13 protein-coding genes and 3 pseudogenes are annotated in these 14,957 nt (G+C 72.6%); 3 read left to right on the forward strand and 13 right to left on the reverse strand.

What is annotated here, in order from left to right; genetic code table 11:
* The 7 genes from ACFYZR_RS30530 to ACFYZR_RS30560 all read right to left on the reverse strand — a co-directional run bounded on the left by ACFYZR_RS30530 (window position 1) and on the right by ACFYZR_RS30560 (window position 8,473).
* The gene (locus ACFYZR_RS30530; protein WP_391916221.1) at window positions 1–795 is read right to left on the reverse strand and encodes an FAD/NAD(P)-binding protein; all 795 of its coding nucleotides are present in this window, start codon (window positions 793–795) and stop codon (window positions 1–3) included.
* Entirely contained in the window at window positions 792–1,247 is a 456-nt protein-coding gene (locus tag ACFYZR_RS30535) for a cyclic nucleotide-binding domain-containing protein (protein WP_391916224.1), read from the reverse strand. The genes ACFYZR_RS30530 and ACFYZR_RS30535 overlap by 4 nt, the downstream gene beginning before the upstream one ends.
* Entirely contained in the window at window positions 1,244–2,422 is a 1,179-nt protein-coding gene (locus tag ACFYZR_RS30540) for a 4Fe-4S dicluster domain-containing protein (RefSeq protein WP_391916227.1), read from the reverse strand. Before ACFYZR_RS30540 ends, ACFYZR_RS30535 begins: the two co-directional genes overlap by 4 nt.
* 107 nt (window positions 2,423–2,529) lie before the next feature.
* Window positions 2,530–5,244, reverse strand: a complete 2,715-nt coding sequence (locus ACFYZR_RS30545; RefSeq protein WP_391916229.1) for a GNAT family N-acetyltransferase — start codon at window positions 5,242–5,244, stop codon at window positions 2,530–2,532.
* A 96-nt stretch (window positions 5,245–5,340) separates the two neighbouring features.
* Window positions 5,341–5,607, reverse strand: coding sequence for a HypC/HybG/HupF family hydrogenase formation chaperone (locus tag ACFYZR_RS30550; protein WP_391916231.1), 267 nt, complete (start codon window positions 5,605–5,607; stop codon window positions 5,341–5,343).
* 5 nt (window positions 5,608–5,612) lie between these two features.
* Window positions 5,613–7,952 (reverse strand): carbamoyltransferase HypF, encoded by a 2,340-nt coding sequence (hypF, locus tag ACFYZR_RS30555; protein WP_391916234.1) that lies wholly within the window; start codon window positions 7,950–7,952, stop codon window positions 5,613–5,615.
* A complete protein-coding gene (locus ACFYZR_RS30560; protein WP_391916237.1) occupies window positions 7,949–8,473 on the reverse strand; it encodes a hydrogenase maturation protease in 525 nt (174 codons plus the stop codon). Before ACFYZR_RS30560 ends, hypF begins: the two co-directional genes overlap by 4 nt.
* A 246-nt stretch (window positions 8,474–8,719) precedes the next feature.
* Between ACFYZR_RS30560 and ACFYZR_RS30565 the strand changes: the two are divergent.
* Both ACFYZR_RS30565 and ACFYZR_RS30570 read left to right on the forward strand, forming a co-directional pair.
* A pseudogene (locus tag ACFYZR_RS30565) lies at window positions 8,720–8,908 on the forward strand (DUF1918 domain-containing protein); the annotation flags it as partial.
* Window positions 8,909–8,952: 44 nt separating this feature from the next.
* Window positions 8,953–9,948: pseudogene (locus tag ACFYZR_RS30570) on the forward strand (nicotinate phosphoribosyltransferase); the annotation flags it as partial.
* A 63-nt stretch (window positions 9,949–10,011) separates the two neighbouring features.
* Here ACFYZR_RS30570 and ACFYZR_RS30575 read toward each other — a convergent pair.
* The 3 genes and pseudogenes from ACFYZR_RS30575 to ACFYZR_RS30585 form a co-directional block, all read right to left on the reverse strand.
* A pseudogene (locus tag ACFYZR_RS30575) lies at window positions 10,012–10,563 on the reverse strand (universal stress protein); the annotation flags it as partial.
* Between the two features lie 514 nt (window positions 10,564–11,077).
* Complete coding sequence (locus ACFYZR_RS30580; protein ID WP_391916239.1) at window positions 11,078–11,521, reverse strand: DUF397 domain-containing protein; 444 nt, start codon at window positions 11,519–11,521, stop codon at window positions 11,078–11,080.
* Window positions 11,522–11,532: 11 nt separating this feature from the next.
* Window positions 11,533–11,787: a hypothetical protein gene (locus tag ACFYZR_RS30585; protein WP_391916242.1), complete on the reverse strand. Its 255-nt coding sequence runs from the start codon at window positions 11,785–11,787 to the stop codon at window positions 11,533–11,535.
* Between the two features lie 41 nt (window positions 11,788–11,828).
* Here ACFYZR_RS30585 and ACFYZR_RS30590 point away from each other — a divergent pair, with 41 nt between their 5' ends.
* Window positions 11,829–12,023, forward strand: coding sequence for a hypothetical protein (locus ACFYZR_RS30590; protein WP_391916244.1), 195 nt, complete (start codon window positions 11,829–11,831; stop codon window positions 12,021–12,023).
* Window positions 12,024–12,093: 70 nt separating this feature from the next.
* On the opposite strand, the gene ACFYZR_RS30595 is transcribed toward ACFYZR_RS30590, so the two are convergent.
* The 3 genes from ACFYZR_RS30595 to ACFYZR_RS30605 are packed head-to-tail and all read right to left on the reverse strand — an operon-like array spanning window position 12,094 to window position 14,883.
* Window positions 12,094–13,278: a cytochrome P450 gene (locus ACFYZR_RS30595; RefSeq protein WP_391916246.1), complete on the reverse strand. Its 1,185-nt coding sequence runs from the start codon at window positions 13,276–13,278 to the stop codon at window positions 12,094–12,096.
* Window positions 13,279–13,322: 44 nt separating this feature from the next.
* The gene (locus ACFYZR_RS30600; RefSeq protein WP_391916248.1) at window positions 13,323–14,684 is read right to left on the reverse strand and encodes an NAD(P)/FAD-dependent oxidoreductase; all 1,362 of its coding nucleotides are present in this window, start codon (window positions 14,682–14,684) and stop codon (window positions 13,323–13,325) included.
* Window positions 14,674–14,883 (reverse strand): ferredoxin, encoded by a 210-nt coding sequence (locus tag ACFYZR_RS30605; RefSeq protein WP_391916250.1) that lies wholly within the window; start codon window positions 14,881–14,883, stop codon window positions 14,674–14,676. Before ACFYZR_RS30605 ends, ACFYZR_RS30600 begins: the two co-directional genes overlap by 11 nt.
* Window positions 14,884–14,957: the final 74 nt, after the last annotated feature.

A 14,957-nucleotide genomic window follows, 5' to 3' on the forward strand; every position in this document is an offset into this window, starting at 1 on the left:
TCAGAGCTCCCGGATGGCGAGCAGGGGCTCGGCGCGTTCGTAGTCGACTACGGGCCCGTCCCGGCACAGGAGCAGGGGACCGAGCTGGCAGTGGCCGCAGTGGCCGGTGGCGCAGTGCATGTTGCGTTCGAGGGAGATGCGGATGTGCTGGGCCGGGACGCCTCGGTGCAGCAGTTCGCGGGCGGTGGCGCGGATCATGACCTCGGGGCCGCAGATGAAGGCCGTGGTCTCGTGCGGGGTGAAGGCCGCCTGGTCCAGCAGGGTGGTCACCACGCCGATGTGGCCGGTCCAGCCTGGACCTGCGCGGTCCACCGTCACTCCGCAGTACGGTCGCCCCCAGCCGTCCAGTTCGTCCCGGTACAGCAGGTCTTCGGGTGTGCGGGCGCCGATGAGGACGTTCAGTCTGTTGTGGGCCGATGCCGCGGCCTGGATGAGGGGCCGCAGCGGAGCCAGGCCGATGCCGCCCGCCACCACGACCAGGTCGCGTCCGGCGGTGGCCGGCAGGTCCCAGCCGGTGCCGAAGGGGCCCCGCACACCGACCTGCGCGCCCGGGCGGACGGCGCACAGGGCGCGCGAGACCGCGCCCACCCCGCGGATGGTGTGGGTCAGGGTGCCGTTCCGAAGACCGGCGACGGAGACGGGGATCTCGCCGACCCCGAAGGCGTAGAGCATGGCGAACCGGCCCGGTGCGAACGCGGGAAGAGCCTCGTCCACCGGTCGCAGTTCGATTGTGCGGGTGTCGGTGCTCTCGGGCCGATTGCTCACCACCCGGTAGGGGAGGGGGACGGCGGTCACCGCTCCGGTCCGCTCCCGTACGGGCCGTACAGGTCGAGCAGCCGGGTGCGGGCGGCCCGCAGGCGTTCGCCGATGACCTCCACGACGCAGGTGAGCAGCGCGCGGTCGAGTTCGGGGTCGTGTTCGCGCAGGGCGTGGACCTCGGCCGCGTCGAATTCCCAGGCTTCCACCGGGGTCGTCGTCTCGGCGCCCAGGTGCCACTGGTGCGGCGGGCACAGCCATGACCACCCGACCAGCCGCCCGGCGCCAAGAGTTTCGACGACCGCGGCCTGGCGGCCCGGTACGTGGATGTCGAGGTTGACCGTACCGGTGCGGATCACCCAGAACCGGTCCGCCCTGCCGCCCTCCTCGAAGATCCTCGTGCCCGCGTCGAACGCCACCTCGCGGCCCAGCTCCATCAGCCGTTCGCGGGGGCCCTCGGGGATGGCGTCGAGCACACCGGTGCGCTTCACGGCGCTCCGTCCTTCCTCCCGGCCTCGCGGCCGAGAGCCTCCTGATGGAGAGCGTGGGCTTCTTCGGTGATGTCGATGGCGACCGGGCACCAGACGATGCAGCGGCCGCAGCCTACGCAGCCGGAGCTGTCGAACTGGTCCCACCAGGTGCCCAGTTTGTGGGTGAGCCACTGGCGGTAGCGGCTGCGCCCGGTGCTCCGGACGGAGCCGCCGGGCAGGTGGGTGAAGTCCAGGTCGTAGCAGGACTCCCAGCGGCGCCAGCGCTCGGCGTGGTCGCCGGTGAGGTCGGTGATGTCCTCGGTGGTGGTGCAGAAGCACGTGGGGCAGGCCATGGTGCAGTTGCCGCAGGTCAGGCAGCGGGCGGCGACGTCGTTCCAGCGTTCGGCGTCCAGCGTGCCGGCGAGCAGTGTGCGGAGGTCGACGTCCGGCATGGTGCGGCCCATCCGCCCGGCGGCGGCCTCGACGTCCTCGCGGGCCCGGGTGCGCGTCAGGTCGTCGGCGGGCCGGCGCGGCAGGCTCGCCAGGATCTCCGCGCCTTCCTCGGTGCCGGCGCGGGCCAGGAACCGGTGCCCGGCCTCGTCCAGCACCTCGGTCAGTGCCAGGTCGTAGCCCGGCTGCGCGGCGGGGCCGGTGCCCATGGAGACGCAGAAGCAGGTGGCACCCGGTTCGACGCATTCGACCACGATGAGGAACGCGCCGGTACGGCGTTCCTCGTAGGCGTCGTCCCGGTGCCGGCCACCGGTCATGACGCGGTCCTGGATCTGGATGGCCCGCAGGTCGCAGGGCCGTACGCCCAGGAAGGCGAACGAGGTGGGGGCGGGGCGTTCGGGACGGACCGTCATCCCGCCGTCGGGAGCGCGGTCGGCGGTCCACTGCCGGACCCGCTCGGGGTGCAGGAAGTTCTTCCAGGACTGGGGGCCGGCGCTGTGGGCGAAGGCCGCGGCGTCGGCCCGCCGCTTGATCCGGTAGTGGCCGCCTTCCAGCTCCACCCCCCAGCCGTAGGGCAGCTCGTCGGCGGACTCCAGCTCGGCCAGCACGATGGCGCCGTCCCGCTCGGTCGGGCCGACGACCGTCCGGCCCCGAGCGCGCAGTTCCCGCACGAGCGCTCCGATGCCTTCCAGGTCCAGCACACAGGCCGTACTGTCGGCGTCCGGCGGTGCCGTCGCGGAGGGCATGACGTCTCCTGCTCGCTGGGTGCTGGTGCTCCCCTCAGCCTGAGCACACCCCCGGTGGGTCGCACGCCGAGCGAGCCGGGTGGGTGCGGGCCATCCGGGTACCGGTCTCAGCGCAGACGTCGCAGGTACGGGTCGTACGCCTGATGGGGTTCCAGCCGTACGCGGGCGTCCAACGCCATGACGCCGTCCGGGCAGGCCACCACCGGGTTGAGGTCGGCCTCGGCGAGCTGGGGCAGGTCGCAGGCCATCCGGGACAGGCACAGCAGCAGGCGTTCGAGGGCGCCGAGGTCGACGGGCAGGCCGCCGTGGCGGCCCGACAGGAGGGCGGAGCAGCGCGGCGAGGTGATGAGGTCGTCGAGATCGTAGGTGGTGAGCGGGGCGAGGCGGGCGGCGTGGTCGGCCAGCACGTCGGTGGCCGTGCCGCCCTGGCCGAAGAGCACGAGCGGGCCGAAGACCGGGTCCTGGACGGCGCCCGCCACCAGCTCCAGGACGTGCGGGGCCTGCGGTTGCACCACCACGCCGGAGAGCCGGCCGCCGAAACGGTCCACGAGGTCGCGATAGGCGGCACGTACCTGTCCTTCGCCCTGGAGGTCGAGGCGGACGGCGCCCTCGTCGGTCTTGTGCACCAGCCCCGGCCAGTGGGCCTTGAGGACCACCCGGCCGTCGGGCCCGGCCAGCCGCCCGGCCGCCGCCACGGCGGTCTCCTCGTCGCACACCCACTCCCAGGCGACCTGTGGAATGCCGTAGCGCGCGAGGAGCCGCGCACACCGGCCCGGATCGAGCCAGCCGCCCTCCGGACGCTCGGCGAGCCACCCGGCCACATCGGCGCGAGCCCCCTCGACGTCGATGCCGGACGGCTCCGGCGGCAGGCTCTGCGGACGGCTCCGGCGCCGGGAGTAGGCCGCCGCGTACGCCAGGGCCCGGGCCGCGTCCTGCGCGTCGGCGTACGCGGGCACGGCACCGCCACGCTCGGCCGGCAGCAACTCCACGCGCGCGGACCGGTCCACCAGGACGAGAGCCGTCGTGCACGGTGCCCGTGCCGGGGCGTGGGTGAACGCCCGCACCAGATCGTCGCCGGTGGCCGCGGCCAGGGCCGTGGGGACCAGGACGCCCAGCACGGCGTCGACGTCCCGGTGCGCCGCCAGCAGGTCCACGCAGGCACGCAGCCGGTCCTCCGGGACGGCGGCGGTCGCGTCGACCGGATTGCCGACCGCCGCGCCCTCGGGCAGGGCGGCCGCGACCTCCGCCGCCAGGGCGGGCTCCAGCGGACGTACGCTCAGCCCGGCCTCGCTGCACGCGTCGGCGGCCAGCACGCCCACCCCGCCGGCGTTGGTGACCACCACCACGCGATCACCGTCGGGCAGGGGCTGGGCGTGCAGCATCGCCGTCGTGTCCAGGAGTTCGCCGATGGTCCGGGTGGCGATGACACCCGCCTGGTGGAAGAGCGCCTGCCGGGTCATCGTCGGAGTGGCGGCGGCGGCCGTGTGCGAGGCCGCCGCCCTTCGCCCGGCCTCCGAACGACCGGCGTCCACCGTGAGCACGGGCATGCGCGTGCTCACCCGCCGTGCGGTACGGGAGAACGCACGAGGGTTGCCGAACGACTCCAGGTGCAACACCGCCAGATCGGTGCGCCCGTCCTCCTCCCACCACTGCAGCAGGTCGTTGCCGCTGACGTCGTACTTGTCGCCGAGCGAGACGAACGTGGACACGCCGATCCCCAGCCGGGACAGCCCGTCCAGCAGGGCGATGCCCACGCCGCCCGACTGGGTGGCGACCCCGGCCGTGCCCGGGAGCGGGAAGCGGGCGGCGAACGTCGCGTCCAGCCGGATGTCCTTCTCCGTATTGGCCAGCCCGAGGCAGTTGGGCCCGACGACGCGCATGCCGTGCCGACGGCAGGCTGCCCGCAGTCCTGTCGCCTGCTCTGCGTCGAGTCCGGACGTCACCACGGCCAGTGCCCGCACTCCGCGCGCACCGCACTCCTCGGCGACGGGCGGCACCGCGTGCGCGGGGACGGCCAGCACGGCCAGGTCGGGAACGTCCGGCAGGCCGGAGACGGCGGGGTGGCAGGGCAGGCCGTCGAGCGCCGGCCCGTGCGGGTTGACGACGTACACCGGGCCGGTGAAACCGTTGGCCCGCAGGTTGCGCAGGATCGCCCGCCCCACGGAGGCGGGGCGGTGGCCCGCGCCCACCACGGCGACCGACCCGGGACGCAGCAATGGCCGGAGGCTGGCGATATCGGCGGTGCGTCCTCGCGTGTCGAGGGCCGTCAGATAGTGCTCGTCCGGCGTCAACGCCACCCGGACGTGGACTTCCGGCCCGTCGAAACGCCGTCGTACGGGGAGCCCGAGGTCGGCGAAGACCTTGATGACGCGCATGTTCGCGCTCAGCGCGTCGGCCGTCAGTTCCTGGATCCCCTCGGCTCGTGCGAGGTCGACGAGGTGTTCCAGCAGGAGCGTTCCGACGCCATGGTGGTGCCACTCGTCGGCCACGGCGAGGGCGACCTCGGCGGCGGTCGGCCTGCCTCCGGGCGGATCGGTGGGTGTCGCGTGATATTCGGCCAGTCCCACCACGGTGCCGTCAGTCTCGGCCAGCAGGGCACGGTCTCCCGGCCCGGTCCCCTGACACAGCATGTCCGCTGCCTGCTGCGCGATGAGGGGACCGGCGGCGAAGAAGCGCAGCCGCAGATTCTCGGCGGACATGTGCTCGTACAGCCGGAGAACCGTCGTGCGGTCCTCCGGCACGACGGGCCGGACGCGCACGGTCGTCCCGTCGGCCAGCAGCGCGTACACCGCGGTGGCCGGTGACTCCGGGGTACTGGGCATGGCGCGGTCGCCTCCTCGCTTCCAGCATGGCCCGTGGCGTGCGGAGGCCGCATGGGCAGGGTGTCGTCGAGGGCCGGGCCGGTCGTCCCGCGTGTGTCAGCGGGAGCCGGGAAGCGGCTCCCCGAGTTCCCCCTCCACGGCGTCGGCCATGGCCCGCAGCACGTCCAGGGTCCGCTCCGCCTCGGCCTCGTCGACCGTGGTGATGGCGAACCCCACGTGGATGACGACATACGTACCCACGTCGGCCTCGGGCGTGTAGGCCAGGCACGCCTCGCGGCGGACACCGCCGAAGTCGACCGTGGCCATCCGCAGCCCGGCACGGTCGTGGATCTCCACCACCCGGCCCGGAATGCCCAGACACATCGTCGTCATCCTTCCCGCAGGCGGGCTGCGGCCACCGCCGCCTGCCCGTAGCTGATTCCGCCGTCGTTGACCGGCACGGCACTGCCCACCAGTACTCGCAATCCCTGGTCCTCGAGCAGTGACCGCGTCTCTGCGAGCAGGCGGGCGTTCTGGAAGCAACCACCCGACAGGCATACGGTCGTCGGTGCCCCGGCTGCCACGGCCCGCTGGACCAGGCCGGAGGTCACCTCGGCCAGAGTGCGGTGGAAAGCCGCCGCGAGCGTGCCCGTCCGCTCGCCGGCCACGGCGTGGTCGAGCAGGGCGGTCAGGGTGGGTACGGGGTCGTACACCCACAACCCGTCGGCCCACGTGAGGCGCCGGGGGAGGGCTTCGGCGCGTTCGTCCCCCGCCGCTGCCTCCAGGGCGACGGCCGCCTGTCCTTCGTACGTGGCGTCGTCGCACAGACCGAGCAGGGCGGCTGCAGCGTCGAAGAGGCGCCCGGCACTGGACGCTCGTGGGCAGTTGACGCCCCGTTCGACCATCGTCCGGACCACCCGGGCCTCCTTCGGCGGGAGCCGTCGGACGAACGATTCGGCGAGGGAGAGCGGGACACACGGCCCACCGAGTGCCTCGGCCCCGTACAGATACCCCAGGGCCATACGAGCGGGCCTGCGCACGGCCGCCACCCCGCCGGGCAGGGGAGCGGTGGCGAAACGTGCCACCCGGCGGTAGCGGGCGAGGTCCGCGACCAGGAACTCGCCGCCCCACAGCGTGCCGTCGTCGCCGAGTCCCAGCCCGTCGTAGGCCACCCCGAGGAAAGGACGGTCCAGCCCGTATTCGGCGGCGCAGGCGGCGACGTGCGCGTGGTGGTGCTGCACGGCGATCCGCCGCTCGGCGGGCAGGGCCCGCGCCCATTGGGTGGACAGGTAGCCGGGGTGCAGGTCGTGGGCGACGACGCGGGGTTCGATCCCGGTCAGCCGGACCAGGTCGGCGTGGGCGGCTTCGAAGGCGTCCAGCGTCAGTGCGTCCTCCAGGTCGCCGGTGTGCGGCCCGAGGACGGCGAGGGACCCTTCGGCGAGCGCGAAGGTGTGCTTCAGCTGCGCACCGGCCGCCACGACCGGACGGGTGGCCGCGACGGGGATCGTGAGCGGGGCAGGGGCCAGACCCCGGGCCCGGCGCACGGTGAGGACCGTGCGGCCCACCGGGCGTACCACGGAGTCGTCGTAGCGGGCCCGGACGGGCCGGTCGTGGACGAGGAAGCCGTCGGCCACGCCCGCCAGCGCCTCCCGAGCCGGTGATTCGGCGGTGGTGATGGGCTCGCCCGAGCGGTTGCCGCTGGTCACGACCAGGGGCTTGCCGAGGTCACGCAGCAGTAGGTGGTGGAGGGGCGTGGTGGGCAGGAACACGCCGATGTGGTCGGTCCCCGGGTGTACGCCGGGTGCGATGCCGGAAGTCTGGCGGGCCGGCGCCAGCGCCACAGGTGCGGCCTGGGACGTCAACGCCGCCAACCCTGCGGAGGACAGCCGTGCCAGGCGCCGGGCGGCCGCGACGTCGGCGACCATGATGGCGAACGGTTTGGCCGGGCGCCGCTTGCGGGCGCGCAGCCGGGCCACAGCCCGTACGTCGGTGGCGTCACACACCAGTTGGAAGCCGCCCAGCCCCTTGACCGCCGCGATGCCGCCGCTGTCGACCACCGATTCCGCGGCGCGCAGGGCCGCCTCGCCGGTGAGGTCTTCCCACGCCAGGCGAGGTCCGCAGCCGGGGCACGCCACCGGTTCGGCATGGAAGCGCCGGTCGGCTGGATCGGCGTATTCGGCGGCGCACGCGGCGCACAGCGGGAAGTGCCGCATGACGGTGCGCTCACGGTCGTACGGGAGGTCTTCGATGACGGTGGCGCGCGGTCCGCAATCGACGCAGTTGACGAACGGGTAGCGGTAACGCCGGTCGGCAGGGTCGAACAGTTCGCGCAGGCACGCTTCGCAAGTGGCGACGTCCGGCGGGATGTCGCGGGTGCCCGGCTTGCCGCCGTCGCTCCGTGCACTGACCCGGACGGTGAAGCCCGAACCCGGCGGCGGGGGAGAGCCGGACAGGTCCGCCACGGCTACCCGTCGGACGTCGGCCAATGGTGGCGCCTCCGCGCGCAGCCGTTCGGCCAGGGTCCGCACCGCTGCCGACGGCCCGGCCACGGTCAGCTCGACACGACCGTCGGTGTTGAGGACCCACCCGTCGAGCTTCAACCGGGTCGCCAGGCGGTGGACGAAGGGGCGGAAGCCCACGCCTTGGACCCTGCCGCAGACCGTGATCGCCCGGGCCACCCGGCCCGAGACCTCTGAGGCTGCCGTAGCGCCCCCGGGCGCCTTCCTCACAGCCGTACGCTCCGGGACGGTACCTCGCGGCGAGATCCGGCGAGGTACCGGGTGATCTCCCGCTCGACGCGTTCCGTGAGGGGACCGACCGCGGCGGCGACCGCGCGGGTCAGCCCCGTGCCCAACGCACCGTCAGCCCCCTCGACCGCGTAGACGACCAGGCGCCGGGGCAACCTGTCGAGCGCACGGGCCAGCTCGACCGCCTCACCCAGGCCGAGCCCGTGGCTGCTCGCCGTGCCCGCCTGCCACGCCTGGTACCCGTCCAGCTCCAGCCGGTGGATCCGGCCCGGACACCCCGGATGGGCATGGGCGGCGTCCACGACCACGGCCAGCCCGGTGCCCTCCCACAAGCCCATTAGCCGGCCCGGTTCCCCGTCGCAGCACACCATCCGGATTCCGGCCGGCAGGCCGCCGTGGGCCGCGCGTTCCCGCAGCCGGGCGACGACCACGGGTCCCACGCCGTCGTCCCGCCGGAACTCATTGCCGACCCCGATGACCGTGATGCGGTGGGAGACCGCCATGGTCCGCTCCCTGTGCTCGAGCCTCTCCTCCGTGCTGCCCTCACCTTCACCCAGAGGCCTTGTGCCTGCTCGGCAGCACATGTCGTCCATTCGGAGCGATGCGCCGCCCGGTCATGGCTTCCTTTGCCTATGGGATATCGAGGAGCTCCGCTGAACGGGGTTGCCCTGGTCCGTCCGGGCAGCGTGCGTCTTGGGCCGGAGGGGCGGAGTCTGGTCTTGGAGGCACGGCAAGGAAGCGGTGACGACATGCATGCGCAACTCGGTGACCACTTGATCGTCGAGAGCCCGACCACGGGTGCGACCAAGCGCGACGGGGAGATCGTCGGCCTCCATCACGCCGATGGCACACCGCCGTACGACGTGCGCTGGTCGGACACCGAAAGGGTGACCCTGGTCTACCCCGGTCCGGACGCCCACGTGCACCACCCGGAACACAACCCGAAGGCGGCACGCTCCCGCTGAGGGAGGAGGCGTCGGTGATGTCGGACGCCACGACTACCGACCTCTACGAGGTCACCATGGCCCTGTCGTACCTGCGTGAGGGGCTGACCCGACCGGCGACGTTCAGCCTGTTCGTACGGGACGTCCCGCCCGATCGCGGGTTCCTCGTGGCCGCCGGCCTGGAGTCCGTTCTGGGCCATCTCACCGGATTCCGTGTGGACGCCGGCGACGTCGAGGTCTTCGCCTCCGTGCTGGACCGGCCCCCGGACGACATGGAGCCGTTGCTCGGCCTCACGTTCACCGGTGACGTGCGGGCCGTGCCCGAAGGGCGCGTCGTTCTGGCCGGCGAACCCCTGATGGAGATCACCGCACCCCTGCCACAGGCCCAGCTGCTGGAGAGCTACGTCCTCAACCAGGTCAACCACCAGACCACCGTCGCCTCCAAGTGCGCCCGCTGCGTGCTGGCCGCCGCGGGGCACCCGGTGGTGGACTTCTCACTGCGCCGTACACAGGGCACGGAAGCCGCCTATCAGGCGGCCCGGCTGGGCGCTGTGGTCGGATTCGCCGGGACCAGCAACGTGGCGGCTGCCCACGCCGAGGGCGTGCCCGCGGTCGGGACGATGGCCCACTCCTACATCGAGGTCTTCGGGACCGAGGAGGAGGCCTTCCGCGCCTTCGCCCGCGCCCACCCGGGCCCGGTGACCTTCCTGGTGGACACCTACGACACCGAGAACGGTGTCGCGACCGCCGCACGCGTACTGAAGGATCTGGGGCTCGGGCCGGGGTGTGCGATCCGGTTGGACAGCGGTGATCTTGGCGCGCTGGCTGTGCGCTCCCGGCGGATCCTCGATGCCGCCGGGCTCCACGAGGTGCGCATCGTCGCCAGCGGTGGCCTCGACGAATTCGCCGTGGACCGGCTCGTCCGCTCCGGGGCGTCCATCGACACGTATGCGGTCGGCACCAAGATCGGCGTTTCCGCCGACGCCCCCTACCTGGATTCCGCCTACAAACTGGTCGAGTACGACGGACGGCCCGAGCAGCATCCGGTGCGCGGGTCCTTCCAGCACGGTGCGTGTGACGGACACTTTCGGGTGCTCGGCCACGGCCTCTTCCAGCACTTCGTCCAGGACGGCGGTTGCCTGGTCCGCGTAGGCCTGGGCGGCCATGTCGACCTCGGCCAAGAGCTCCGTCGGCTGCTGGGGGCTGCGCCAGGCCCGTACGGCCTGGAGCTCACATCCACGGGCCTCGGCCTCGCGCAGGGCGAACCGCACAGCGGTGGCGGCCTCGTCCGCCTCGCCCACACCGACGACGACCCGGTTGCTCATGCCCTTGATGTTGCGCTCCTCGCCGCGAACCACGACGACCGGGCAGTCGGCACGTCCCGCCACCGCGAGGCTCACGGAGCCCAGCAGGAATTCCTTGACGGCTCCTCGTCCGGACGAGCCGGTCACCAGGACGGCCGCGCCGCGCGACTCCTCCACCAGCGCGTCCACCGCGTCGTCCGGCACGGTCACGGCAGTCGCCTTCGTGTCCGGGGAGAGCTGCCGGGCCCGCTGCTCGCACGAGGCGACGATGTGCTGGGCCGCCACCTCCTCCGCCGGTCGTTGACCGGTGAACGATGGCACCGACCCCTCATAGCGCTCCCACATCGACGCGTAGATCACGCGCAAGGGGAGCCCGAGGCGCGCCGCCTCCTCCACCTCAACGGCACTCAGGCCGGCGAGATCCAGCAGGAGCTGCTCACCGCTCCGGGCCACCGTGTCACGGTCAAACTCCGGGCCGGCCACAACACGGCCGGGATGTACGACACGGACGCGCTGTTCTGGATCCAGGTCAACGAAGACCCCACCACCCGTGTCACCTACAACCTCGGCGCGCTCTCCAACCTCGTCGACCAGCCCGGCAAACAGAACTACTGGCACGAGGTGACGTACCAGTTCATCGCCGAAGGGCACGACGTCCTGCAGCTCCACGGCGACCCCGAAGGCGGAGCCTACGGGGCGATCATCACGGAGATCCGCGCCTACCAGGCAGCCGCCTGAGACGGTTCCTCGGCAGCCGGGCGCCTGGGCCCCGCCCAGCGACCGAGCACCGCCCGCGGGCGCAGTTCCCGGAAATTGATTCCGCGCCTCATGCCGTGATCGCCGTAACTGCCGGTCCTGCTCACAGGCCGTGCTGGGCGACGAGCGCGGCCCACGTCGCGACGGGGGACGTCAGGGCTGGGCCGTGGGGGTGCTCGGAGTCCCGGACAGGGACGCTGCCGGGTATGCGCCGGCCTGGGGAAGAGTGTGGTGTCGCAGATCCCGGTCCGGCTTGCTGGGCTGGGCTGGGCTGGGTCACGTTTCGCAAGGAGGTGGGGCCGCATTCCGACCCGGCCGGCTCGGATGTTCTGCGTCCTGTCGCCGGAGAGGCGTCGACAGGCCGAGGTGGCGCTGGCTGCACGCAGTTCGCGCGGTCGGCTGCACGGCCCGCGCCCAGGACGCACCGATCGATTCGCTTCCCGGGCCCGAGGCGCTGTGTGCTTCCCCGGCCGCCGCTGCGACCGGGCAGCTGGCCCTGGACGGCAGCGACGTACTCGAGCACCTGGCTGCGCTCGCGGAAGCGCACGCCACGCTGAGTTAAGCCTCTTCAGCGGTGACGGAGAGTATCGGAGGGGAAGCGCCTACAGCCTCGGCGATGGCCCTCGTCAGGGCCGCTTCGTGACGCGTCCACATGCGGTGGGCGTAGTCGCGCAGCGCGGGGGTCTCCTGCACCAGGCGCGTGAAGTCGGCGAACCGTGGGTCCGTGGCACGGACGGCGAACTGGGTCTGCTTCAGCAGGAGATGCTCGCGCAACGCCTGCGGGATCGACTGACCCGGGGTGCGCTCGCGCACGGCGGCGACGAGTGCCGCTTCCAGGTCGTCGTCCTGATCGAATGCGTTGGGACACCGGAGTCCCGCGCACCTCACTGGTCGACTCCCGACTCGTCGCTCCCTCCGCGGTGGGGGCGAGCACCGTCTTCCATCTCCCCTGGCCCGCGCCCGGCACGATCCGGGCCGGCTACGCCGTCGGTCGTGCCGACGGCCGGTGGAGCGTCTCCGAGCATGTGACCGTCACCGTCACGGAATGAGCGCGGGGTGGAGGTCTCGTGCCCGGAACCGAGTGCGCCGGCTGTCGCCGGTGTGGTGGTTGCCGTGGCCTCATAGTTGGACGGGGAGGTGGCGGGGTCCGCGGAGCATGGCGTTCTGGCGGTAGGGGGGCGGGTCCTGGACCAGGTGGGCCGTGCCGAGGTGGGGGATCAGCGCGCCGAGTGCGGCCTGGGCTTCGATGCGGGCGAGGGGGGCGCCGTAGCACAGGTGGATGCCGCTGCCGAAGCCGAGGTGCTGGTTGTCCGGGCGGGTGGGGTCGAACCTGTCGGGCTCGGGGAACCGCATGGGGTCGCGGTTGCCCGAGGCCAGCACCAGTACGACGGACGTGCCCGCGGGAATCGTGGTGCCGGCCACGTCGATGTCAGCGAGGGGGACGCGCTCGCGCATGTGGACCGGGGGTTCGTAGCGCAGCAGTTCCTCCACCGCTCGTGGCAGCAGGTCGGGCTCGCGGCGTAGGCGGTCCAGCTGTTCGGGGTGGCGCAGCAGGGTGAGCACGCCGTTGGTGATCAGGTTGACCGTGGTCTCGTGCCCCGCGATGAACAACAGGATCGCGGTCTCCGCGAGCTCCTCCCGGGTGAGCCGCAGGGCGGGATCCGGCTCGTTGACGAAGGCGGAGAGCATGTCGTCGGTCGGGTGGTCACGACGCCGCTCGGCGAGGTCCAGCAGGTAACGGCCCATCTCGGTCCGCGCCCGATCACCCGCGCTCCTCCGCTCGGTGGCGTCCTCGCCCGGCCTCACGTCGGCGGATGTGACCAGGGCGTCGGACCATTCCCGGAGCAGCGGCTCGTCCTCGCGCGGTACGCCGAGGAGTCGGCAGATCACCGTGACGGGCAGGGGGTAGGCGAAGTCGTCGACGATGTCGATCTGCCGGCCCGCCTGAACGGTGCCCGCCAGCTCCTTGGTGATCCGGGCGATCTCGTCGCGCATGGCATCGACCCGGCCCGGGCTGTGCGGCGGGCCGAACGGCCGCATGGCCAGGGTGCGCAGCCTGTGGTGCTCGGGGTCGTCGAGCCGCAGGAACGGCAGATGCGGTGCCGTCTCGCCACGGCTGCGGGGATCGGCACTCATGCGCGGGTCGTGGAGGAGGGCGGCGATCTCGTGGTAGGTGCCGATCAGGTGGCTGCCGTCCGTCTGCCGCACCACGGGACCGGCCTCGCGGAGTTCCGCGTACAGCGGGTAGGGGTCGGGGCGGCTGGCGTAGTCGGTGATCCGTGCCAGCAAGGTGTCGGAGGCCATGGTGGCTCCTCGTCGTCGGGCGGGACGCGGTCGGTGGGCGGGCTTTACACCACGGTCAGCCGGCGGTCCGGCAGATAGCCGGTGAGCGCCACGGTGGGGCCGTGGGTGAGCCCCTTCGGGTCCGGCACGTCGGAGGGAATCGTGATGTCGGCCGCGATCGCGCGGTCCGCTGCGCCGGGTGGGGGCGGGAACGGAGCGGCGGTCTCGATCAGGTGCCGGTAGTAGCCGAGCGACTTGGCCATGTCGACGGTGACGGCGGCCGTGACCCGCCCTTGGTAGCCGTAGACCATCGCCAGGCGGCGCGCCTCCAATGAGCCCTGGGCGATCACCACGTGGTCGGAGAAGGCGGGCACGCCCACCGACTTGATGTTGAGCCCGAACTGGTTCGACCAGAACTCGGGGACGGCGAGGTGCGGGCGCCGCAGGGGCCCGGGGCTGACCATGTTGTGGGCCGCCACCTCGGCCTGCGCGACCGCGTTGCCCCAGTGCTCCAAGGAGAGCATCTGATACCCGAACAGCGGATGGGGGAAGCGGGAGACGTCGCCGGCCACGAAGACGTCGTCGGTGACGATCCCGTACATGTTGAAGGCCCGGCAGCCGGCGTCGCAGGCGATGCCGCGCGGGCCCGCCGCCAGTCCGGAATCCGCCAGCCACTCCACGTTGCGGACCGCTCCCAGCGCCACGACGCACACGTCCGCGTCGACGCGGCTGCCGTCGGACAGCTCCGCACCGCTGAAGCGGCCGTTCCCGTCCCCGCGCAGGGCGGTGACCGTCACCCCGCAGCGCAGGTCCACCCCGTGGTTGCGCTGCATGACGGCCGCGAGTTTCGACAGGGTGCCGCCCAGCGCGCCCACCAGGGGTGCGGGGCCGCGCTCGGCGACCGTGACCTCCAGCCCCCGTTCGCGGCAGACCGAGGCGATCTCCGAGCCGGTGAATCCGCCACCGATGACCAGCACCCGCCGTGGCCCGGCGGCCAGCCGCTCCGCCAGCCCTCCGGCGTCGTCACGGGTGCGCAGGGTGAAGACCCCGTCCAGGGCGGCTTCCTTCGGGTCGGGCCAGGGCCGTGCGCGGGTCCCGGTGGCGATCAGCAGCCGGTCGAACGGCAGCGACTCGCCGGTGTCCAGCGCCACCCGTTTCGCGAGCGGGTCCAGGCCCGTGGCACGTACGCCCAGCCGCCAGTCGGCGTCCGGGTCCCGTCGCATCGGCAGCTCGGTGGTGTCCGCCGCCGCATGACCGAGGAGCACCTGTTTGGACAGTGGTGGCCGGTCGTAGGGAGGATGGGGCTCGTCCCCGACCACGGTCAGTGAGCCGGTGAAGCCCTCGTCGCGCAATGCCTCCGCGGCCCTCAGCCCGGCCAGCGACGCGCCGACGATGACGAAGCGGCCGTCCTTGGGGTCACCGGGCACCGGCGTTCACCTCCTCACCGAGGAGGATGGCCTGGACGGGGCACGCCGCCGCGGCCTGGCGTACGCGTTCGACCTGGTCGTCGGGGACTGCCGGGGTGTACAGCAGCCCCTCCTGCCCGTGCAGCTGGAACACCTCCGGCGCGAGGAACACGCACTGCGCGTAGCCCTGGCAGCGCGTGAGGTCCACAACGGTCCGCATCCTCACCACTTCCTCCGTCGCCTCACCCCCTCATTTCCAGCATGGAGGGAAACGTGGACGCCCGCACGACCACG

It is taken from the genome of Streptomyces sp. NPDC001678, assembly GCF_042892945.1.
Classification (GTDB): domain Bacteria; phylum Actinomycetota; class Actinomycetes; order Streptomycetales; family Streptomycetaceae; genus Streptomyces.